The sequence below is a fragment of the Fundidesulfovibrio soli genome (assembly GCF_022808695.1).
GTDB lineage: Bacteria > Desulfobacterota > Desulfovibrionia > Desulfovibrionales > Desulfovibrionaceae > Fundidesulfovibrio > Fundidesulfovibrio soli.
Genome location: NZ_JAKZKW010000003.1, coordinates 154,205 through 173,513, shown reverse-complemented (window position 1 = coordinate 173,513; position 19,309 = coordinate 154,205). Strand labels below are relative to the sequence as shown.

General features: G+C 62.9%; 19 protein-coding genes. 18 read left to right on the top strand and 1 reads right to left on the bottom strand.

Features of this window, described 5'->3' with window-relative positions:
- The first annotated feature begins 24 nt into the window (after positions 1-24).
- The 3 genes from uvrA (at position 25) to MLE18_RS06090 (ending at position 4,638) form a co-directional block, all read left to right on the top strand.
- Positions 25-2,778 (top strand): excinuclease ABC subunit UvrA, encoded by a 2,754-nt coding sequence (gene uvrA, locus MLE18_RS06100; RefSeq protein ID WP_243368300.1) that lies wholly within the window; start codon positions 25-27, stop codon positions 2,776-2,778.
- 181 nt (positions 2,779-2,959) lie between these two features.
- Positions 2,960-3,712: a tetratricopeptide repeat protein gene (locus MLE18_RS06095; protein ID WP_243368294.1), complete on the top strand. Its 753-nt coding sequence runs from the start codon at positions 2,960-2,962 to the stop codon at positions 3,710-3,712.
- A 92-nt stretch (positions 3,713-3,804) separates the two neighbouring features.
- Positions 3,805-4,638, top strand: coding sequence for a hypothetical protein (locus MLE18_RS06090; protein ID WP_243368292.1), 834 nt, complete (start codon positions 3,805-3,807; stop codon positions 4,636-4,638).
- Between the two features lie 12 nt (positions 4,639-4,650).
- Here the strand turns inward: MLE18_RS06090 and MLE18_RS06085 are convergent, their stop codons facing one another.
- Positions 4,651-4,911, bottom strand: coding sequence for a hypothetical protein (locus MLE18_RS06085; RefSeq protein ID WP_243368290.1), 261 nt, complete (start codon positions 4,909-4,911; stop codon positions 4,651-4,653).
- A 180-nt stretch (positions 4,912-5,091) separates the two neighbouring features.
- Between MLE18_RS06085 and MLE18_RS06080 the strand changes: the two genes are divergently transcribed.
- The 15 genes from MLE18_RS06080 (at position 5,092) to MLE18_RS06010 (ending at position 19,282) form a co-directional block, all read left to right on the top strand.
- Positions 5,092-6,378, top strand: a complete 1,287-nt coding sequence (locus tag MLE18_RS06080) for an EAL and HDOD domain-containing protein (protein WP_243368288.1) — start codon at positions 5,092-5,094, stop codon at positions 6,376-6,378.
- A gap of 449 nt (positions 6,379-6,827) precedes the next feature.
- Complete coding sequence (locus MLE18_RS06075) at positions 6,828-7,733, top strand: hypothetical protein (protein WP_243368286.1); 906 nt, start codon at positions 6,828-6,830, stop codon at positions 7,731-7,733.
- Complete coding sequence (locus MLE18_RS06070; RefSeq protein ID WP_243368284.1) at positions 7,720-8,700, top strand: DUF362 domain-containing protein; 981 nt, start codon at positions 7,720-7,722, stop codon at positions 8,698-8,700. The genes MLE18_RS06075 and MLE18_RS06070 overlap by 14 nt, the downstream gene beginning before the upstream one ends.
- A 548-nt stretch (positions 8,701-9,248) precedes the next feature.
- Positions 9,249-9,422, top strand: a complete 174-nt coding sequence (locus MLE18_RS06065; protein WP_243368282.1) for a Flp family type IVb pilin — start codon at positions 9,249-9,251, stop codon at positions 9,420-9,422.
- A 174-nt stretch (positions 9,423-9,596) separates the two neighbouring features.
- On the top strand, positions 9,597-10,103 hold the full coding sequence (locus MLE18_RS06060) for an A24 family peptidase (protein WP_336605563.1): 507 nt from the start codon (positions 9,597-9,599) through the stop codon (positions 10,101-10,103).
- 54 nt (positions 10,104-10,157) lie between these two features.
- Positions 10,158-11,045 (top strand): Flp pilus assembly protein CpaB, encoded by an 888-nt coding sequence (gene cpaB / locus MLE18_RS06055; protein WP_243368277.1) that lies wholly within the window; start codon positions 10,158-10,160, stop codon positions 11,043-11,045.
- 5 nt (positions 11,046-11,050) lie between these two features.
- Positions 11,051-12,592 carry a type II and III secretion system protein family protein gene (locus MLE18_RS06050; RefSeq protein ID WP_243368275.1) on the top strand — a complete coding sequence of 514 codons (1,542 nt, stop codon included), beginning with the start codon at positions 11,051-11,053 and terminating at the stop codon, positions 12,590-12,592.
- A gap of 3 nt (positions 12,593-12,595) precedes the next feature.
- Positions 12,596-12,889 carry a hypothetical protein gene (locus MLE18_RS06045; RefSeq protein WP_243368273.1) on the top strand — a complete coding sequence of 98 codons (294 nt, stop codon included), beginning with the start codon at positions 12,596-12,598 and terminating at the stop codon, positions 12,887-12,889.
- 20 nt (positions 12,890-12,909) lie between these two features.
- Positions 12,910-13,311 (top strand): TadE/TadG family type IV pilus assembly protein, encoded by a 402-nt coding sequence (locus MLE18_RS06040; RefSeq protein ID WP_243368271.1) that lies wholly within the window; start codon positions 12,910-12,912, stop codon positions 13,309-13,311.
- Positions 13,308-13,712, top strand: coding sequence for a TadE/TadG family type IV pilus assembly protein (locus tag MLE18_RS06035; protein WP_243368269.1), 405 nt, complete (start codon positions 13,308-13,310; stop codon positions 13,710-13,712). The genes MLE18_RS06040 and MLE18_RS06035 overlap by 4 nt, the downstream gene beginning before the upstream one ends.
- Before the next feature lie 14 nt (positions 13,713-13,726).
- Complete coding sequence (locus MLE18_RS06030) at positions 13,727-14,872, top strand: pilus assembly protein TadG-related protein (protein ID WP_243368267.1); 1,146 nt, start codon at positions 13,727-13,729, stop codon at positions 14,870-14,872.
- 84 nt (positions 14,873-14,956) lie between these two features.
- Positions 14,957-16,270, top strand: coding sequence for a TadA family conjugal transfer-associated ATPase (locus MLE18_RS06025; protein WP_243368265.1), 1,314 nt, complete (start codon positions 14,957-14,959; stop codon positions 16,268-16,270).
- A gap of 10 nt (positions 16,271-16,280) precedes the next feature.
- Positions 16,281-17,246, top strand: a complete 966-nt coding sequence (locus MLE18_RS06020; protein WP_243368263.1) for a type II secretion system F family protein — start codon at positions 16,281-16,283, stop codon at positions 17,244-17,246.
- On the top strand, positions 17,239-18,195 hold the full coding sequence (locus tag MLE18_RS18080) for a type II secretion system F family protein (protein ID WP_243368261.1): 957 nt from the start codon (positions 17,239-17,241) through the stop codon (positions 18,193-18,195). The genes MLE18_RS06020 and MLE18_RS18080 overlap by 8 nt, the downstream gene beginning before the upstream one ends.
- A gap of 43 nt (positions 18,196-18,238) precedes the next feature.
- Positions 18,239-19,282, top strand: a complete 1,044-nt coding sequence (locus MLE18_RS06010) for a tetratricopeptide repeat protein (RefSeq protein WP_243368259.1) — start codon at positions 18,239-18,241, stop codon at positions 19,280-19,282.
- Positions 19,283-19,309 lie beyond the last annotated feature (27 nt).

The following is a 19,309-nucleotide window of genomic DNA, read 5'->3' as shown; positions in this document are numbered from 1 at the left end:
CGCAGTACATCCTCCGGAGCCTCCATGAGCGACAACCGAGTCATCCATATCGAGGGCGCGCGCCAGCACAACCTCAAGAACATCTCCCTGGACATCCCCCGCGACAAGATGGTCGTGGTCTGCGGGCCTTCCGGCTCCGGCAAGTCCACCCTGGCCTTCGACATCGTTTACGCCGAGGGCCAGCGCCGCTACGTGGAGTCGCTCTCGGCCTACGCCCGGCAGTTCCTGCCCCAGATGGACAAGCCCCAGGTGGACAAGATCGAGGGCCTCTCCCCGGCCATCTCCCTGGAGCAGCAGTCCGCCACGCGCAACCCGCGCTCCACCGTTGGCACCGTCACCGAGATATACGACTTCCTGCGCGTGTTCTTCGCCCGACTGGGCAAGCCGCACTGCCCCTCCTGCGGGCTGCCCATCGCGGCCCAGACCACCGACCAGATCGTGGACGACATCCTGGGCCTGCCCGAGGGCGCCAAGTTCATGGTGCTGGCCCCCCTGGCCGAGCACCAGAAGGGCTCCCAGGCCGAGCGGCTGAAAAAGCTCAAGGCCCAGGGCTTCGCGCGCGTGCGCGTCAACGGCGAGGTGCTGGGGCTGGACCCCCTGCCCGAGCTGGACAAGAACAAGCGCCACACCGTGGAACTGGTGGTGGACCGTCTGGTGGCCAAGCCCGACATCCGCAAGCGCCTGGCCGACTCCGTGGAGCTGGCCCTCTCCCAGGGCACGGAGCGGCTCATCGTACACGAGATGGAGCACGCCAGGGACCGCTTCTTCTCCACTACCTCGGTCTGCCCCACCTGCAAGATCAGCGTGCCGCCGCCCACGCCGCAGCTGTTCTCCTTCAACAGCCCGCAGGGGGCCTGCCCGGTGTGCGCGGGCATCGGCAGCGTGGAATATTTCGAGCCTGATCTGCTGGCCCCCAACAAGGGCCTATCGCTTTCGCAGGGGGCCATCCTGCCCTGGAAGAACGAGCGCCTCTTCGCCCGCCTGCGCGACCAGTTGGCCGGGCTGGGCCAGCGCCACGGCTTCACCCTCACCACCCCGCTCAAGGAGTTCTCACCCCAGGCCTGGGCGGCCCTGTTCCAGGGCGACGAGGCCATCGGCTGGAAGGGCGTGGTGAACATGATGGAGCTGGGCCAGGCCATGGGCTCCATCTGGCGCGACGAGCTCTCCCGCTTCCGCCAGAGCCGCCCCTGCCCGGCGTGCAACGGCGCGCGCCTCAAGCCAGAGGCCCTGGCCGTGCGCGTGGACGACCAGAACATCTTCGGCTTCTGCTCCATGCCCATCGAGCGCGCCCTGGCCTGGCTCACGGCCCGCACCTTCGCCGGGGCCCAGGCCGTGATCGCCGAGCCCCTGCTCAAGGAGCTGGGGCACCGGCTGCGCTTCCTCTCCGGCGTGGGGCTGGACTACCTGAGCCTGGGGCGCAACATGGGCACCCTCTCCGGCGGCGAGGCCCAGCGCATCCGCCTGGCCGGGCAGCTTGGCTCCGGCCTTGTGGGCGTGACCTACGTGCTCGACGAGCCGAGCATCGGCCTGCACCCCCGCGACAACGAGCGCCTGCTGGGCACCCTGCGCATGCTCAAGGAGCGCGGCAACACCGTGCTGGTGGTGGAGCACGACGAGGCCACCATCCAGAGCGCGGACCACGTCATCGAGCTGGGGCCGGGCTCCGGCATGCTCGGGGGCGAGATCGTGTTCCAGGGCGACGTCAAGAGCCTGTTGGAGTCCGAGTCGCTCACCGGGCGCTACCTGCGCGGCGACCTCTCCATCCCCAGGCCGGAGAAGCGCCGCGAGCACCAGGGCTACCTGGAGGTGCGCGGCGCGCGCACCAACAACCTGCGCAACCTGGACGTGCGCTTCCCCCTGGGCTGCCTGACCTGCGTCACCGGCCCTTCCGGCTCGGGCAAAAGCTCCCTGGTGGTGGACACGCTCTACAAGCACATGGCGCTCTCGCGCGGCATCAAGGTGGACCTGCCCGGGCTCATCGACGGCATCCAGGGGCAGGACCGCATCGAGAAGATCGTCTCCATCGACCAGACCCCCATCGGGCGCACCCCGCGCTCCAACCCGGCGACCTACACCAAGATCTTCGACGAGATCCGCACGATCTTCGCCTCCACCTCGGACGCCAAGAAGCGCGGCTACAAGCCGGGCCGCTTCAGCTTCAACGTGCGCGGCGGGCGCTGCGAGGCCTGCCAGGGCGACGGCGTGATCGCGGTGGAGATGCACTTCCTGCCCGACATCCACGTGACCTGCGAGGTCTGCGGCGGCAAGCGCTACAACCGCGAGACCCTGGAGGTGCGCCACAAGGGCCTGAACATCGCCGAAGTGCTGGACCTGCCCGTGTCCGACGCCAGGCGGCTCTTCGAGAACTACCCGCCCCTGGCCCGGCGGCTGGAGATTCTTGAGCAGGTGGGCCTGGAATACATCCGCCTGGGGCAGCCGGCCACCACGCTCTCCGGCGGCGAGGCCCAGCGCATCAAGATCTCGCGGGAGCTGGGCAAGCGCAGCCTGCCGGGAACGCTCTACATCCTGGACGAGCCCACCACCGGCCTGCACATGCACGAGGTGGGCAAGCTCATCCAGGTGCTCAACCAGTTGGTGGAACGCGGGGCCACGGTGGTGGTCATCGAGCACAACACCGAGGTGATCATGGCCTCGGACCACGTGATCGACCTGGGTCCCGGCGGCGGCGAATACGGGGGGCGGATGGTCTCCTGCGGCACGCCCGAGGCCATCATGGCTGACCCGGAGTCCATCACCGGACGTTTCCTGGTCCCCTGAAGCCGACTTGCGCTCATCAGACATCCATACCATACCGGCGTAGTCCACATTCGCCTGTCCGGAATCACCCCGGCGCATGCGTCTGGACACGCGATGCGTTCTGCAATAGGATGATTTCAGTTTAGGCGGCGTACGCACCCGGCGAGACGATCACATCCCAGCCCTGCCTCTGGTGAGTCTAATGAGCGATTTTCCGGTTATTCTCGGCGTGTTCTCGCTTCAAAAGATCGAAGACGTCGGCACAGGCGCAACACAAAGCAAGCACGAACAGGTCACCTACTGGTACGCCCGCCAGCTCGACCCCGCCAAGGTGGAGACGCAGCCGCTCAACACCTACCACGTGCCCTCCGGCATCAGGAAAGCCATGCAGCTCGACGAGTTCATGCGCACCCACACCCCGGAGCCGCGCTACTACGAAGCCAACACCGTGCCCGCCCTGAGAACCCTCAAGGCCAAGATCGACCAGGGCGAGAAGTTCTTCTCAATGGGGCTGCTCGACGACGCGGAGCGCGCCTTCCTCAAGGCCCTGATGGTGGACGAGCTGAGCGTGCCCGCCAACTACGGCCTGGGCGACGTCTACACCGAGCAGGGCGAGTTCGCGAAGCTGCACAAGGTGCTCTCCGTGCTCATGGGTCTCGACGACGCCTTCACCGCGGAATACAGCCAGAAGCTCAACAGCTTCGGCATCAACCTGCGCAAGAAGGGACTGCTGGACGAATCCATCCAGTTCTTCAGCAGGGCTCTGCAGATTCGCGACAACGACGAGCACATCTACTTCAACCTGGCCCGCGTTCATTTCGACAAAGGGGACATGCAGCAGTGCATCGGCGTGTTGAGCAAGGCCACGGAGCTCAACCCCGAATTCGCCGAAGCCCATAAATTCATCCGCTACTGCGAGAAAATGGCCGCGCCCCGGGACGCCGCGACCGCGTGACGAGCGCCCCGCCCAGAGCGGCCTGGTTTTGCCGAGCCCTACGCGGAGTTTTCCTTTTCGGGATTTTTTCGCCTGTCCGGTCGCCCGGCGCAATGCCGGCCCGGGCCGGATTCCTGGCGCTGCTGGCGTGCCTGTGGTTCATTCTGGCCGCGCCCGCCTTCGCCCTGCCAAGCCTGGAAGACCAGCTCTTCGCGCCTTTCGACGCCCTCTACGCAGCTTCCGTCCCCCAGGCCCAGGCCAACCTGCTGCACGTGCAGGCCCCTCCCTCGGCCGCCACGGTCTGGGATATCGACGCCTCCAACCCCAACCTGATCTGGAGCGGCGAGCCCGGCAAGAGCGACGTGCTCCTGGCCACGTTCACAAAAGCCGTTTATTACGCCGCAAACAAGCCCGGCCAGACCATTCCGGCCGCGGTGGATCTCTGGGTCACGCCAGCGCCCCAGATGCTTCAGGACGTGCGGGCCGAGGCACCTGAGCTGGCCTCCGCCAACGGCAAGCTGGCCGCCTCCATGTACCTTGGCCTGCCCGCCCGCAACACCAACGACACGGTGCTGACGTTCTGGGCCTCGCCCTCGGCCATGCTGCGCCCCGCAATCGACCCGGCCATAGATTCCCACCAGGCTGAGGCGGCGTTCCCCCTCACCCTGCAGACCGTGGCCAACGTGGCGGCCGTGCCCCTGCCCCAGAGCGCGCCCGCCCCGGGCTTCGGGACCGCGCCCGACTATCCCGTGTGGTTCGCCAACCGCGAGAGCGCCATCTACAACCCGGCGGTGTCCGGCGGCCCCTACCCCTGGACCGGCCTGGGCTACACTTACGACTGGAACCCGGCCGCCGCCGACCCCGTGGGCGGCAGCGAATTCATCGTGGTCAAGGGCAGCGCCATCACCATCCAGTCCGTCACGCCAGTGGGCCTCTACTTCCGGTAGCGCGGCTAGCCCTCAATGGGCGTGTTCGTGCGGCTCGCCGGAGAGGTCGTGCTGGTGGTCGTGCCGCCCGTGCTCCCCGGTGTGCTCGTGGTCGTGAACCTGCTCCCCGTGGCTGTGCTCATGGGGATGAACATGGGCATGACCGTGCTCGTGGCTGTGGGTATGCACATGCCTGTGGGCGTGCATGCCGATTCCGGGGTGCTCGTGCTCGTGTTCATGCTCGTGGCTGTGGGCGTGCTCGTGCTCGTGGCTGTGCTCGTGTTCTCCTTTCATGGGCCACCTCCGTATCGTCACACCTACGCCGTGGCCCGAAAAAGTAAAGAGCGCCGGACCGGAATCCCTGACACTATTCCGGGCGATGGTTTTTTTCAGGACGTAATTCCCTTGCCTGGTTCGATACCCCCCTGGTATCAATCGCCCGGCATAGCCTCTGCCGATTCAAGGAACTGCTGTATGATCATCGTCGCCAACGAAGTATCAGATCCCATCTGTGTCGCACGCCAGCCGATCTATGACGCGGATGGCAACGTTTTCGGCTACGAGCTCCTGTTTCGTCATGACGTCGGCGCGACCAGCTATTTCAGCAAGGACGCCAACCTGGCCACCCAGAAGGTGATCGCCGACGGTTTCCTGCTCGCCCATACGGGGCCATTCCACAACACGTCTCGATTCTTCATCAACTTCACGGAGCAGCTCCTGATGGAGGACTTCGCCTACGCGCTGCCGCCGAAGAAGGCCGTGGTGGAGATCCTGGAGCGCATCGAACCCACCGAGAAAGTGCTGGCGAAATGCAGGGAGCTCAAAAGCCAGGGCTACACTCTGGCCATCGACGACTACGCGGGCGACTCCAGGCTGGCAGCCTACATGGACGTGGTGGACATCATAAAGTTCGACGTGCTGGGGAAGTCGAACCAGGAAATCTACGAGATGGCCCGGCCGTTCCTGCGCCGCAACATCACCATGCTTGCCGAGAAGGTGGAGAGCGCCGAGGTGATGCAATACACCAAGTCGCTCGGCTTCAAGCTCTTCCAGGGTTTCTACTTCTCCCGCCCTGAAATGATATCCGGCAAAAAGATTTCCTCAAACGACAGCTCACGCATCCGCATTCTGTCGGAGCTCTGTAACGACGACATCAATTTCGACAGGATCACGTGCATCATCAGCAGCGACGTATCACTCACCTACCGCCTGCTGCGTTTTCTCAACTCCGCGACATTCGGGTACAACGTAAAAATCGGGTCCATTGAACGTGCTGCCACGGTGCTCGGCACCAAGAAGCTCAGAAAATGGCTCATGGCCGCCGTATTGTCCGACACGAAGCAGTCCAACAAGGCCGTGGAAGCTTCCTGGCTGGCCGTTCAGCGCGCGTTCTTCCTCCAGATACTGTCCAACAGACTCCATCTTCACATGACGGCGGACGAGCTTTTCCTCGCGGGCTTGTTCTCCAAGATAGACGCCATCTTCGACAAGCCCATCGCCAAGATCCTCGCTGAGCTGCCCTTGGCCAACAACGTCAAGCGCGCCATTCTGGAACCGGGCAACCCCTGCCGCAACATCCTCGAATTCCTGGACCACATCGACGGAGGCGACTGGGACTCGACCGAAAAGGCCGCCTCCACCCTGAACCTCAACGTCAAGCACGTGGGGGACGCCTACCTCGAAGCGATACGGCACTCGTCCGAGCTCATGAGCGAGACGCCCCTCTGCCAGCCGGACGACGGCAACGTCGAGCTGTTCTGAGCCTGAGGCCCGGCTGACCGCGCCCCGCTTCGGGCTCTCCATCGCCGCCAGACCCGGGGCCAGGGCTGCGACTCGCCCCGACCCCTGCGCCTCTATCGCCCGGCCAGCATCGGCGATCCACATCGCGCCTGCGCCCCCTCTCGTCCAGCGCCCGTCAAGCCCCACCCCTGACTTCCTGTCTTATGAACACTCTATTGGGTGAAACCCGCATATGTACATACGAGGAGTTCTGCTAACGTCCTCTCCGGAATCGCTCGGAATTACATCATTGCGTCGGCCTGGATGCTTGCGTTCATGATCGCCAGGGTTTGCAACCGGCCTGGGATGCCGGGCAACGCCGAGCACCCTGGAAGCAGCGTCCTCCTTGACGCCTGACAGGCCCCAGTGGCGGTGGCGATCCGGCCATGTTGCGGCGGGGGTGGTCCGCCGTAGGCGCACGGGAAGGGACCATGCAGGGACTGGACGAACTGACAGCCGCCATCAGGGGGCGGGCATTGCCCGAGGGGGGCTTCGCCCTCTCCGGTGACGCCGGATTCCGGGTGGACGCCACCGCATGGGCCGTAACTGCCCTCAACTCCGCCGCGCCAGGCGACCCCATACTCCTGCCCGCCAGGCGCAGGCTCGCCTCCTGTCAGACGGCCCAAGGGGCCGTCCCCCTGCTCCCCGAGACCCCCGACGCGGTCTGGCCGACCCAGCTCGCCATGTTCGCCTGGCTCGGCGCACCGGGCTTCGATGGAAACATGCGGTCCGCGGCGGCATACCTGCTGAAGACGAGCGGCAAGCATTGGCAGCGCAAACCCGACTCCCCGATCAGCCACGACCCGGGCCTGAAGGGCTGGCCCTGGACGCTGAAGACCCACTCCTGGATCGAACCGACGGCGCTGGCCATCCTGGCGCTCGGAGCCGCAGGGGAAGGCGGCCACGCCCGCGTGGCGGAAGGCCGCCGGATGATTCTCGACCGCCAGCTGCCCGCCGGGGGGTGGAACTACGGCAACGTCATGGTCTACGGGCAGGAGCTGCTCCCGAACCCGGAATGCGCGGGGTTGGCCCTGGCCGCCCTGGCCGGTGGCTGCGCACAGGGCGACATCGCCAACAGCCTCGACTGGCTCGAGCGGGAGACGCCCGGGCTGCGGACACCCCTCGCGCTCTCCTGGGCCCTGCTCGGGCTCAGCGCCTGGAACAGGCGGCCTGCCGATTCCGTCAGACTCATCGACCATTGCCTTTGGATGCAGGAGAGCCTTGGCCCCTACGAGACGTGGCACCTTGCGCTGCTCCTCCTGGCGGGGCTGGCCGAAGGGGGCCTGGCGAAGCTCCTGTCCGGCAAAACCGCGGAGGGCGCACATGGAGCGGCGTAATTTCCTCAAACTCGCCACGGCCGGGGCAGCCGTCGCCTCCGGGGCCTACGTCTTCATGGGACGCGACTCCCACGCCGAGACGCCGGTGTTCATCGGCAAGGCAGCCAGCTACCAGGCCGACATCCCGGGCCTGCTCAAGCAGGCGCTCGCCGGGTTGCGTTTCGACCCCGCGCGCATCGCCGGGAAAACCGTCCTGCTCAAGCCCAACCTGGTGGAGCCGCACAGCGGCGCGGGCCACATCAACACCCACCCGGCGGTCGTGGCCGCGGCGGCCGAGGCCTTCCTCTCCCTGGGAGCCGGTCGGGTCGTCGTCGCGGAGGCGGCCGGACACCGGCGCGACACCCACGAGGTGCTCGAACTCTCGGGCTTGGGCCACGCCCTCCGGGAGGACCGCATCCCCTTCATGGATTTCAACGCCTGCGAGCTGTCCGCCGTGACCAACGCCAGCGGCCTTACCTCGCTCAAGAAGCTTTTCCTGCCCAATCCCCTGTTGGCCGCGGACCTGATCGTCTCCGTGGCGAAGATGAAAACCCACCACTGGGCCGGGGTGACGCTTTCCATGAAGAACCTCTTCGGCGTCATGCCGGGCACGGTCTACGGCTGGCCCAAGAACGTGCTCCACGCCGAGGGGATCCCGAACTCCATCGTGGACATCTTCGCCACCGTGAAGCCCCACCTGGCCATCGTCGACGGCATCGTCGGCATGGAAGGCGACGGCCCCATCATGGGCACGCCCAAGCACGCCGGGGTGATTGTCGTGGGGGAGAACCCGGTCAGCGTGGACGCCACCTGCGCCCGGATCATGGGGGCGGACCCGTGGAAGGTTCCCTACCTGAAGCTGGCCAGGCGCTACGGGCCGCTGTCGGAGCGCGCCATCATCCAGCGGGGCGAGCCGGTGGGCGAAGTGTACAGCCCCTTCAAGTTTCTCGATTTCATCGATGCGCAACGCATCAAGACGGACGGGTGACGACGTGACGGGGCGGACTCGCCTGGGTGCGCCGGTCGGGCTGGCGCGTATCCGTCGCGATGCAAGAGGTGCGGCCGCGCGTCCCCGTACACGCTCAGTCCGCGACGCGGCCCTTTGCCCTGGCCCGCTTCTGACCGGCCCTAGGGTGCGGCAACGGCTACTCCGCCCCGGCACGCTGCGCGCGAACGACTCACAGTGGCTGGAGTCGCACCCCGGCCCGCAGGTCGATGCAGGCCGAGGAAAGCAATGCCAATGTTCATCAACTCCATATCGACGAGGGCCATGTGTAATATTGACACAACCCGACTTTGAGCCTCCAAGCGGCCCGGCCAGAGACGGAGAAAAATAAAAGCAATTTCGGCATGTTATAAAACTGTCCTACACGCATGCGAAACGGACGTACAACATGCAGGCGAGTGAAATTCTTCCTTCGAATACGGGAAACCCTACCTGTACTTCTTATTAATTATACGTAATAGATGTGTAGTCGGAGCTTGTTTCCCGGCTCTGAAAACAAATCATGCCCCTCGGGGCGGGAGGGTTACATCATGCTGGAACTGATTAAGCGTTTTGTGAAGGAAGAGGATGGCGCGAGCGCCGTGGAATACGGCCTGCTCGTTGCGCTGATCGCGGCAGTGATCGTCGGCATTGTTGCGACTCTCGGTGGTCAGATTCAATCAGCGTTCCAGACAGTTTCCGACCAGCTGCCTGCAGCCAGCTGACGAGCGTCAATTCAACGTTCAGCACCGACTTGATAATCGAGCGGCATGCCTGGCAAACACACATGTATGCCAGGCATGTCGCACGACCTGAATCTGCATGAACTTATGCGACAACACAACAACGGCCATAGACACGCATTTTTCTAATAGCATGTTTTTGCATTTGGATTCATTATGTTAGGCATGTTTGCAAGTGAAACTCCTATTTACGTTGCCCTCGCAGCGACTGTTGCATTTGCGGCATTTTTCGACATCAAATACCGCCGCATCCCCAATGCGCTCACCGCGTCGGGGACCATCGCCATGCTGGGCCTCAACTATGTTTTCGGTTCGCTCGACGGCCTCATTGCATCGTTGCTCGGGCTCGTGTGCGCCTTCGCCGCGCACTTTCTGCTTTTCGTCTGGGGCGCGTTGGGCGCGGGGGACGTGAAACTGCTTTGCGTGGTGGGCGCGGCCCTGGGCGCGGGGGCTTTGCTCACGGTCTGGATCTTCGTGGCCCTGGCGGGCGGAGTCCAGGCCGGGTTGATCATTGTCAAGGTCTACCTGGCCAGGAACGAAGCGGGGTCGATGGGCACGCTGCTTGGGGGGCGCAAGGCCTGTTACGCCATAGCCATCGCGGCGGGCACGATGGGCACACTGGCCTGGCGCGCCACGGGGCACGAGTACATCAGCCTTTTTTAAGGCGCCGGGCGCGTACCGGCCGCAGGCTGCAACACTAACCATACGGGACGTGACATGAACCGAGGACGCATCCTGCTCAACGCCGTCGTGGCCTTGGTCGTGTCTCTCGCGGCCGGTTTCCTGGTCCTGCTCTGGATGCAGAGCAGGACGGCCAAGATCAATACTGCCGAAGTTACGCCGCAGAAGCCCATGGCGGACATCGTCGTCTCCAGGGCGGACCTGCCAAGGGGCGCCAAGCTCGACCCCTCCAGCCTCAAGATGGCCCCCTACTTCGCCGATGCGGTCCCCCAGGGCAGCTTCACCGACTTCAAGGACCTGGAAGGCCGTGTGCTCATGGTCCCCCTGGGCGGCAACGAGCCCGTCACCTCCGCAAAGCTCTTCCCGCCGGGGACGACCGGCGGCCTGGAAGCCATGGTCAGCCCGGGCATGCGCGCCGTTGCCGTGAAGGGCAACAAGGTGATGGGCATGGGCGGGCTCATCCTGCCCGGCTCACGGGTGGACGTGCTCATGACCGTGGACGTCCCGTCCGGCACGGTGACCGCCGAAGGCAAGACCGAAGGCAAGACGGACAGCAAGGTCACCAAGGTGGTCCTTGAGGATGTGAAGGTGCTCGCCACCGGCGCGGAAGCCGAAAAAAAGGTCAACGTCAAAGGCCAGCCCGAAGAGGCCTCCTACGACCACTACACCCTGGAGGTTTCGCCGGAGGACGGCGAGAAGCTGGCCCTCGCCGCGCACCAGGGGCAATTGAATTTCGCCCTTCGCAACCCCCTGGACAAGGCCGTGGTCAACACCATGGGCGCCGACGTGAGGACCAACCTCGCCTCCTTCAGGGGGGACAGCGCAACAGGCGCGAAGGCCGAACCCAGGATGATCGAGACCATCCGGGGAACAACCGTGGAGAAAATGGCCGTGGACGGCTCCACCCTCAAGAAGAAGCAGTGAAACACATGCAGCGCACACATCGTACTCTTCTCGTGCTGGCCCTGATTCTGGTCATCGCTGCCCTGAGCGTCCGCCCCGAAGCCCTTGCGGCGGAAGCGCGGGTCCAGGGTGCCCAGCGCATCCGCATCACCACCGGCAAATCCGCCATTGTCCGTTGTCCCGCGGATATCGCCCGCGTCTCGGTGGCCGACCCCAACGTGGCCGACTACGTGCTGATCCCGCCCAACCAACTCTACGTGGCCGCCAAGAGCACGGGCGTCACCAACTTGACCCTGTGGGACGCCAACAACCAGGTGCGCGGCCTGTATGACGTGGAGGTCTCCCCTGACATCCAGCGGCTCAAGATGCTCATCGCGGAAGTGCTGCCCGACGAACCGGGGATCGAGGTGCGCTCGGCCAACGACGCCATCGCACTCTCCGGCACGGTCAAGAACGAGCTGAACGTGCAGCGTGTGCTGACCATGGCCTCCGCCCACGGCAAGGTGCTCAACCTCATGCAGGTGGGCGGCGTGCAGCAGGTCATGCTGGAAGTCCGCGTGGCCGAGATGCAGCGGGCCCTGATCAAGCGCCTGGGCATCAACATCAACGCGCTCTCCCAGGGCGACTTCATCTACACCTTCCTGGGCGCCCTCACCAACCTGTCCGGGCTTGCGAACGTGATCTCAAACACCGGCGTCCCGGTGAACGACCCCACCAGGTTCTTCGGCAACGTCCCACTGACCATCGACCAGAAGGTCCAGGGCATCTTCAACGTGAACACCACCATCAACAACCGGCCCGTGACCTGGACCGGCTTCATCGACATCCTCAAGGACAACGGCCTGGCCAAGATCCTGGCCGAGCCCACCCTGGTGTGCCTCAACGGGCAGACGGCGGACTTCCTGGCCGGCGGCGAGATTCCCGTGCCTATTCCCCAGGCCCTGGGCACGGTCACCATCGAATGGAAGAAGTTCGGCGTGGAGTTGAGCTTCACCCCCCACGTGCTCTCCGGCGACAAGATCAGCATGAAGGTGCAGCCTTCCGTTTCAGACCTGGACTACACCCGCAGCATCCAGATTGGCTCTTTCCAGATTCCCTCCATCCTCAAGCGCAGCACGTCCACCGTGGTCGAGCTCGGCGACGGGCAAAGCTTCGCCATCGCGGGCATGCTGCGCGAGGACGCCAGGGACGCCTCCAAGAAGTTCCCGGCCATTGGCGACGTGCCCGTGCTGGGCAGCCTGTTCAAGAGTTCGGAGTACCAGAAGAACCAGACCGAACTGGTCATCGTGGTCACGCCGAGGCTGGCCAAGCCGATCGACACCAAGAACGTGAAGCTGCCCACGGACAACTTCCCCAAGGAGCCCGACGACCTGGAGTTCTACCTGGGCATCGACAAGAACAAGCTCAAGAAGAGCCCTCCGCCCGCCCAGAACGGACCGGTGGGGGTCACCAAGGACTCCTTTGACGGCGAATTCGGCCAGACGGTCGCCCCTCCGCCCTCGTATTCGCCGGCCGCGGCCCCGAGCGGAGCCGGCAAGACCTCCAACACGACCAAACAGGGGGGCTGATCCATGAAAGCTGTCATAGCCATGCTCTGGGCTGTCCTTGCATCGGCGCTGCTCTGCGCTTGCGCCGAGTCCGACCGCTACGCGGAATGGAAACCCGGCGAGAGCGTGCGGGCCAACATGGAAGCGCAGCGGCTCAATCCCGACGCCGGCGGCGACAAGCCCGTGACCGGCATGGACGGCGTCGCCGCCATGCAGGCCGTCAAGCGCTACGAGAAACGCGGCGAGGAAAAGAAATCGCAGGGCGTGTTGGAGAACATGGTCGATCTGTACGGGGGGGCGAAGCAGGATTCGAAGTGATGCCCCCACGGGTGAAGAACATGAAAACACTCGAGGAAAAACGGAAGAACATGGGTGGGGCGACGGTTGTGGAGTTCGCCTTGATCCTGTTGCCGCTGCTTCTTCTGCTGCTGGGGTGCATGGAGTTCGGCCGCTATTTCTGGGCGCAGCACGTGTTGAGCTCCGCCGCGGCAGAAGGTGCGCGCATGGCGATCCTGAGCGATGTCACCGACGGCGAGGTGGGCGCGCGCATAGAGCAGGTCGTCAGCGACGGAGGAATCCAGGCCACGCCGTCATATTCCATCTCCGCCAGGTCCCCGGGGCAACCCATCACCGTCACGGTGAGCGTCCCGTACGAGGTCATCGCCCTCGGCGGTTTCGTGCCGGGAATGCTGGGGGTCACCCAGGTGTCCGGTTCTTCGATCATGGTGGGGCAGCCATGAAACCGCACAGCCATACCAACCCGGGTGAAAACGGGACCGCAGCCATCGAGTTTGTGCTGATGGCCCTGTTCATTCTCGGCCCGTTGACGGCGATGATCATCGATTACGGGCAGATACTGAACGTGCAGAACATCATCACCCGCGCCGCCGAACAAGGCGCCATGGCCGCGGGGAACGCCGATCCGCCCGGCCCAGTGGTGAACAGCATGCTCGCCAGCGCCGGCCTGGACACGGCATTGGCGTCAACGAGCATCTCCGCCGGTTCCCTTACAGGCACGCAAGGCTCGCCCGTAGCGGTGACCGTGACCTACAACCTTTCAGGACTGGTGTTTTTCCCGTGGCCGAACTTCATGCAAAGCCTCACTACTGCAACGGCGACTGCCACGGTCCGCCATCTTTAGGAGGACAAACCATCATGAAGGAGTTCCAGACAGATACCAGGCAGGGTGGCTCCGTGGCCGTGGTTGTGGCCTTGGCGCTGGTCGTGCTTGCGGGATTCGGCGCATTCGCAGTCGACCTGGGATACCTCAAATGGAAGCGCGGCCAGATGCAGGCGGCGGCTGACGCCGCGGCCATGGCAGGGGCGGCGTCACTGGTCTCATTCGGCACCGACACGGCGAAAATCAGTGCCGAGGCAGTGAACTTCGGTCAGGCCAACGTCCAAGCCGCCGACAGCCCCGGCGCAGCCGTGCGCACCCAGGACGTGACCATCGACACCGTCGCGGGCTATGTCGAGGTGACCGCGGGGCTCACCGCGGCAAGGGGCAATCCGGTATCCCTCTTCCTCGGCCCGGTGCTCGGCAAGAACTTCGCCGACGTGTCCGCCACAGCCAGGGCGGCGATCTACTGCGTCACCAACTCGCGCTGTCTCAAGCCGTGGGTGGTACCCACCAAGTTCACCTGGAACGACTTGGCCGATCCAGCCAAGAAATACAACAACAACGGCAAGCTGGACACCAAGAGCAATCTTGAGATGGCCTCGGTGAATGTTCAAGGGTATTCCGAGGCGGATGTCGGCACGCAGATCGTCCTCAAACAGGGAGACCCGCAGGACACAATCGCCCCGGGCCAGTACAACCCCATTGATTTTCCGCCGGCCAACAGGGGCAATCCCGTCCCCGGCGGCAACGAATACAGGACCAACATCTCAGGATGCACGGGCTCCAGCAATTCCGACGTGTCCGTAGGCGATTTCCTCAAGATGGAACCCGGCAACATGACAGGCCCCACCAAGCAGGGCATCGAAGACCTCATCGCATCGGACCCGGGCGCGCACTGGGACTCCGCCACCAAGTCCATTGTCGGCAGCAACCAGACAGACCCTCTCAACAGCCCCAGAGTGGGCATGATCGCCTTCTACGACCCCCGGGATCCTCCATCATCGGGGCGCGACACCGTGAAGGTCTATCAGTTGGGCGCGGTATTCATCGAAGGCATAAACGGCAGCGGCGACGTAACGGCTCGGTTCATCAAGGACATGGCCACAGCCCCTTCACCGGAGCCCGCGGGCAACTGCGGCACACTGTTCGGCGTTGGCCTCGTCAGGGACTCGAGCCGCTAGGCGCACCGCCGGGCGAACACAGGAAGAGCGTACAAGCACATGGCTTTCATCAACAACCACGCACCCTCACCTTCCCCGGGAGGAATGCCGCCACGCCCCGAAGTGGCGAAGAATGCCGAGACGTATCACGACATCAAGATGCGGCTGCACGACCGCCTGATCGAGCTCATGGATCTCACGCGCCTCGAGTCCATGCCGCCCGAGGTGTTCAGGTCGGAGGTGGCCAAACTGTCCGAGAAGCTTCTGAACGATGACTTCCGCGACGTGCCTTTGAACCAGGGCGAGCGCGAGCGCCTGGTGAGGGAAATCCACGACGAGATGCGGGGACACGGCCCCCTGGAGCCCTTCCTGCACGATCCCACGGTCAACGACATACTCGTCAACACGTTCGACCGCGTCTACGTTGAGCGCAACGGCAAGCTGGAACTCACCGAGGCACGTTTCAAGGACAATTCGCACCTCAAAAAGATCATCGACCGCATAGTGAACAGGGTGGGCCGTCGGGTTGACGAAACAACGCCCATGGTGGACGCCCGCCTGCCCGACGGTTCGCGCGTCAACGTCATCATCCCTCCGCTGTCTATCGACGGGCCAGTGCTCTCCATCCGCAAGTTCTCCAAGGACCCGCTGGAGCTTTCGGACCTGATCCGGTTCAAATCCATTCCGCAAGAAATGAGCGAAATCCTCCAGAGCATCGTCAGGGGCAGGATGAATATCCTCATCTCGGGCGGCACAGGCAGCGGAAAAACCACACTCCTCAACTGCCTCTCGCGGTTCATCCCCAACGACGAGCGCATCGTCACCATCGAGGACGCCGCGGAATTGCAGCTCAAGCAGGAGCACGTCGTGCGCCTCGAAACCAGGCCCGCCAACCTGGAGGGCAAAGGCGAGGTCGCCCAGCGCGATCTGGTCAGGAACTCGCTGCGCATGCGTCCGGACAGGATCATCGTGGGCGAGGTGCGCGGCGCGGAAGCCCTCGACATGCTTCAGGCCATGAACACAGGCCACGACGGCTCCCTGGCCACCGTCCACGCCAACACGCCCCGGGACGCGCTGATGCGCCTCGAGACCATGATGTACATGGCCGGCTTCAATATGACCTCCAGCTCGCTCAAACGCTACATCAGCTCGGCTATCGACGTGGTGGTGCAGATCGCCCGCCTCTCCGACGGCACCCGCAAGATGATCAGCTTCCAGGAGATCACAGGCATGGAGGGCGAAGTCATCACCATGCAGGAAATCTTCGCCTTCGAGCAACATGGCCTGGCCGCGGATGGCAAGGTACGCGGGAGGTATGTCAGCAGGGGGATCAGGCCGCGCTTCTCGGAACGCATCGAGGCCAAAGGTTTCAAGCTCCCAGGAAACCTCTTCGTGCAGCGCACCATGCTCGACATATAGGGACAACACCATGCCGACCTGGATCTATCTCGTAATACTCGTGGGTTGTGCCGCCCTTGGGTATTGTGTCTTCCAGATCGCCAACGCGATGCTAGACAGGGAGAAGGAAGCCTTGCGCGCCAGGCTTGATTCGTTCAACGCCGCCGCAATGCCTGCCGGCTCCGAAAACTTCCTGAAAAGCGACCAGGTCAAACACAGTTGGTGGGTCAAGCTGCTTCTGTTCAGGGAGGGCTGGGCCGAGAGCCTCTGGAAGATGATACGCAAGGCAAAGGTTGGCATGTCGCTTGGCTCGTTCATCATGCTGTCCGTCACGCTGGGTCTGTTCGGAGGACTCCTGGCCAAACTCCTGGGATGGAGCTTTCTGGCGCAGGTGGGCGTCGCATTGGCCTTCCTGCTCGCACCAGGCTGGTGGGTGCACCGGAAGGCGGCCCAACGGGCTGCCAAGTTTGAAGAACAATTCCCTGAAGCGCTGGACCTGATAGGGCGTTCCCTCAAGGCAGGCCATACCTTCACCAGCGGCATGACCATGGTGGCCCAGGAATTCGACGACCCCATGCGAGAAGAGTTCAAGCTGACCATTGAGGAGATCAATTTCGGCGGCCATCTCCATGACGCCCTGGACAACCTGGCGGATAGGCTCGATACGCCGGACCTTTTGTTCTTCGTCGCCTCGGTGAAAATCCAAAGCGAGACAGGCGGAAAGTTGACTGAGATAATGGACTCCATCTCCTACCTCATCCGCGAAAGGGCGAAACTCAAAGGGAAAGTGGCGGCGCTCTCCGCTGAAGGGAGATACTCCGGCTACGTCATGTTCCTGCTCCCACCGTTGATGTTGGGAGTACTCATGTTCCTTAACCCGCGATACATGTCCGTCTTGTTTGACTCAGAACTTGGGCATTATCTGTTGTATGCCTCGGGCGGGTTGCTTTTAGCCGGGATGGCTGTAATAAAGAGGATGGTGGACATCCGTGTTTAACGACCTCCAGCCCACAGAGTTGATGTTCGCCACAGGCGCTTTCGTCCTGGTCATGGTATCGTTCGCCATGCTGTTCTATGCATCGCACAAGGACAAGCAACGCCGCGTCCTGAGTTCAAGGCTCCACAGGCATTCACAAATCGACAACGAATTGCATGTGCTGGGTTCATCGGATATTTCTGCGGCACAACTTGTGGCGCACACGATCAGCAAGGTCGGAACCCAGTTGAAGCTCATCGACGAGGAAACAGGCTCTGATATTGACCACAAACTGATCCGGGCAGGGTTCAGAAAATCAAGCGCCAAAGCGACATTTCTGGGCTGCAGACTGGGGTTGTTCGCCCTGGGCCTCCTTATGGCCGGCCTGCTTCATTCAGCATCGCCCATCCCCTTGAAGTTGCATGTTCTCATCCTGTTGTACCTTATTCCTGCGGGGACAGGCTATTATCTGCCCATCTTAATTCTCGACCAGATGGGCAAACGCAGGCAAACGAACATTTTGCACTCACTGCCGGACGCTCTGGACATGATGGTGGTCTGCGTGGAGTCAGGCATGGGGCTTGACCAGGCGATCTACAGGATCAGCGAGGAACTTCGTACAGGCCACCCCGAGTTGAGCGATGAGTTCAGGTTGATGAACCTGGAACTCCAGGCCGGCAAGTCACGAGCAGACTCCCTGAAAAGGCTGTCCAACAGGATCGGGTTGATGGAAGTGAACAACCTGGCTACATTGATAATTCAATCCGATATATTCGGCACAAGCATGGCCCAGTCGCTCAGGACGTATTCAGACAGCATGCGGACCCAACGTTTTCAGCGTGCCGAAGAAATTGCCATGAAGCTGCCTGTAAAGCTGCTCTTCCCACTCATCCTGTTCATATTGCCGCCGTTGTTCATAATCATCATGGGGCCAGCGGTGATACAAATTTCGAAAATATTCGCAAAATAAGGTTGTACAGATGATTAGAAGTAACCTTACGTACGCCAGATGCATGAGTGCCATTCTCCCGTTGCTTGCTCTCCTGGCCGCCACGGTCGCCATGCAGGGCTGCTCGAAACTTCAGCACAAAACAGACGCTGACAAATTAAAGGCAGGGCAGGGCAAGGAAGCATACACCCAACTGGTGGCCCAGGCGGACGCGGCGCTCGCGGCGGACCAAATCGCCGTGGCCATCGAGCTTCTGGACCAGGCCGTGAAAGCTGGATTCCCCAAGGATGCCGCAGAATTACGCAAGGGGAAAGCATATTTGTCGGTTGGCGCGTATGCAAAGGCTGTGAAGAGCTTCGAGGAGGTCTCCCGAATCGCGCCGGACAATCACGAAGCCGCGACATTAGGCGGATACTCCGCCTACATGGCGGGAGATTATGCGGCAGCCGAGGCCAGGCTGGCCGACCTCGTCCCGAAAGACCAGGGCAACAGTTACGCAAGATATCTTCTCGGGGCGACCTACAACAAGACTGGCAAGGCAAACCTGGCCGTCAAGGAATTTCAAGCGGTGATCGCGCAAACCGGCGGCAACCAGAACATACTCAACAACTTGGGAATATCGTTTTTCATCCTCGGTCAGTACGACAACGCCCGGGATGCGTTCGTTCGATCGTTGAGTTTTGGCAATTCGAAACGCACGATGAACAACCTGGCTTTGACATATTGCCGCCTCAAACGATTCGACGATGCCTTCAAAGCGTTCAAGGCGAGTGGCGGCGAGGCATTCGCCCTCAACAATACGGGGTGTTGTTTCATCGACGCAGGCGACCACCAGAAGGCCATGGAGATGTTCAACAAGGCCATCAGCGCCAGCCCTACGGTCTACAAACCTGCCCACGAAAACATCATCCGTTATGGCGCAATCCAGAAGGAATCCGCATCCGTCAAGCCGCTCCAGATGCCCACGGAGGAACCCGGACCGGTGCCGCCTCCCGACGCGAAGGGTGCCGCCTCACCTTCTGTGCAGCCTGCGCCCCCGTCCATCAATGTCGAGCCGCCTGCTCCAATTGCCCCGACGAGGACACCTGTCCCCCTGGTCAGTCAATGAAAGTGCTGGAAAATGGCAACGATTGCA

Bases quoted from the DNA above. Each gene is read 5' to 3' on its own strand.
- MLE18_RS06035 (WP_243368269.1), top strand. From the start codon at position 13,308: ATGAAACCGCACAGCCATACCAACCCGGGTGAAAACGGGACCGCAGCC.
- MLE18_RS06070 (WP_243368284.1), top strand. From the start codon at position 7,720: ATGGAGCGGCGTAATTTCCTCAAACTCGCCACGGCCGGGGCAGCCGTC.
- MLE18_RS06095 (WP_243368294.1), top strand. From the start codon at position 2,960: ATGAGCGATTTTCCGGTTATTCTCGGCGTGTTCTCGCTTCAAAAGATC.
- MLE18_RS06010 (WP_243368259.1), top strand. From the start codon at position 18,239: ATGAGTGCCATTCTCCCGTTGCTTGCTCTCCTGGCCGCCACGGTCGCC.
- MLE18_RS06020 (WP_243368263.1), top strand. From the start codon at position 16,281: ATGCCGACCTGGATCTATCTCGTAATACTCGTGGGTTGTGCCGCCCTT.
- MLE18_RS06080 (WP_243368288.1), top strand. From the start codon at position 5,092: ATGATCATCGTCGCCAACGAAGTATCAGATCCCATCTGTGTCGCACGC.
- MLE18_RS06085 (WP_243368290.1), bottom strand. From the start codon at position 4,911: ATGAAAGGAGAACACGAGCACAGCCACGAGCACGAGCACGCCCACAGC.
- cpaB (WP_243368277.1), top strand. From the start codon at position 10,158: ATGAACCGAGGACGCATCCTGCTCAACGCCGTCGTGGCCTTGGTCGTG.
- MLE18_RS06075 (WP_243368286.1), top strand. From the start codon at position 6,828: ATGCAGGGACTGGACGAACTGACAGCCGCCATCAGGGGGCGGGCATTG.
- MLE18_RS06050 (WP_243368275.1), top strand. From the start codon at position 11,051: ATGCAGCGCACACATCGTACTCTTCTCGTGCTGGCCCTGATTCTGGTC.
- MLE18_RS06090 (WP_243368292.1), top strand. From the start codon at position 3,805: ATGCCGGCCCGGGCCGGATTCCTGGCGCTGCTGGCGTGCCTGTGGTTC.
- uvrA (WP_243368300.1), top strand. From the start codon at position 25: ATGAGCGACAACCGAGTCATCCATATCGAGGGCGCGCGCCAGCACAAC.
- MLE18_RS06060 (WP_336605563.1), top strand. From the start codon at position 9,597: ATGTTAGGCATGTTTGCAAGTGAAACTCCTATTTACGTTGCCCTCGCA.
- MLE18_RS06025 (WP_243368265.1), top strand. From the start codon at position 14,957: ATGCCGCCACGCCCCGAAGTGGCGAAGAATGCCGAGACGTATCACGAC.
- MLE18_RS06045 (WP_243368273.1), top strand. From the start codon at position 12,596: ATGAAAGCTGTCATAGCCATGCTCTGGGCTGTCCTTGCATCGGCGCTG.
- MLE18_RS06065 (WP_243368282.1), top strand. From the start codon at position 9,249: ATGCTGGAACTGATTAAGCGTTTTGTGAAGGAAGAGGATGGCGCGAGC.
- MLE18_RS06030 (WP_243368267.1), top strand. From the start codon at position 13,727: ATGAAGGAGTTCCAGACAGATACCAGGCAGGGTGGCTCCGTGGCCGTG.
- MLE18_RS06040 (WP_243368271.1), top strand. From the start codon at position 12,910: ATGAAAACACTCGAGGAAAAACGGAAGAACATGGGTGGGGCGACGGTT.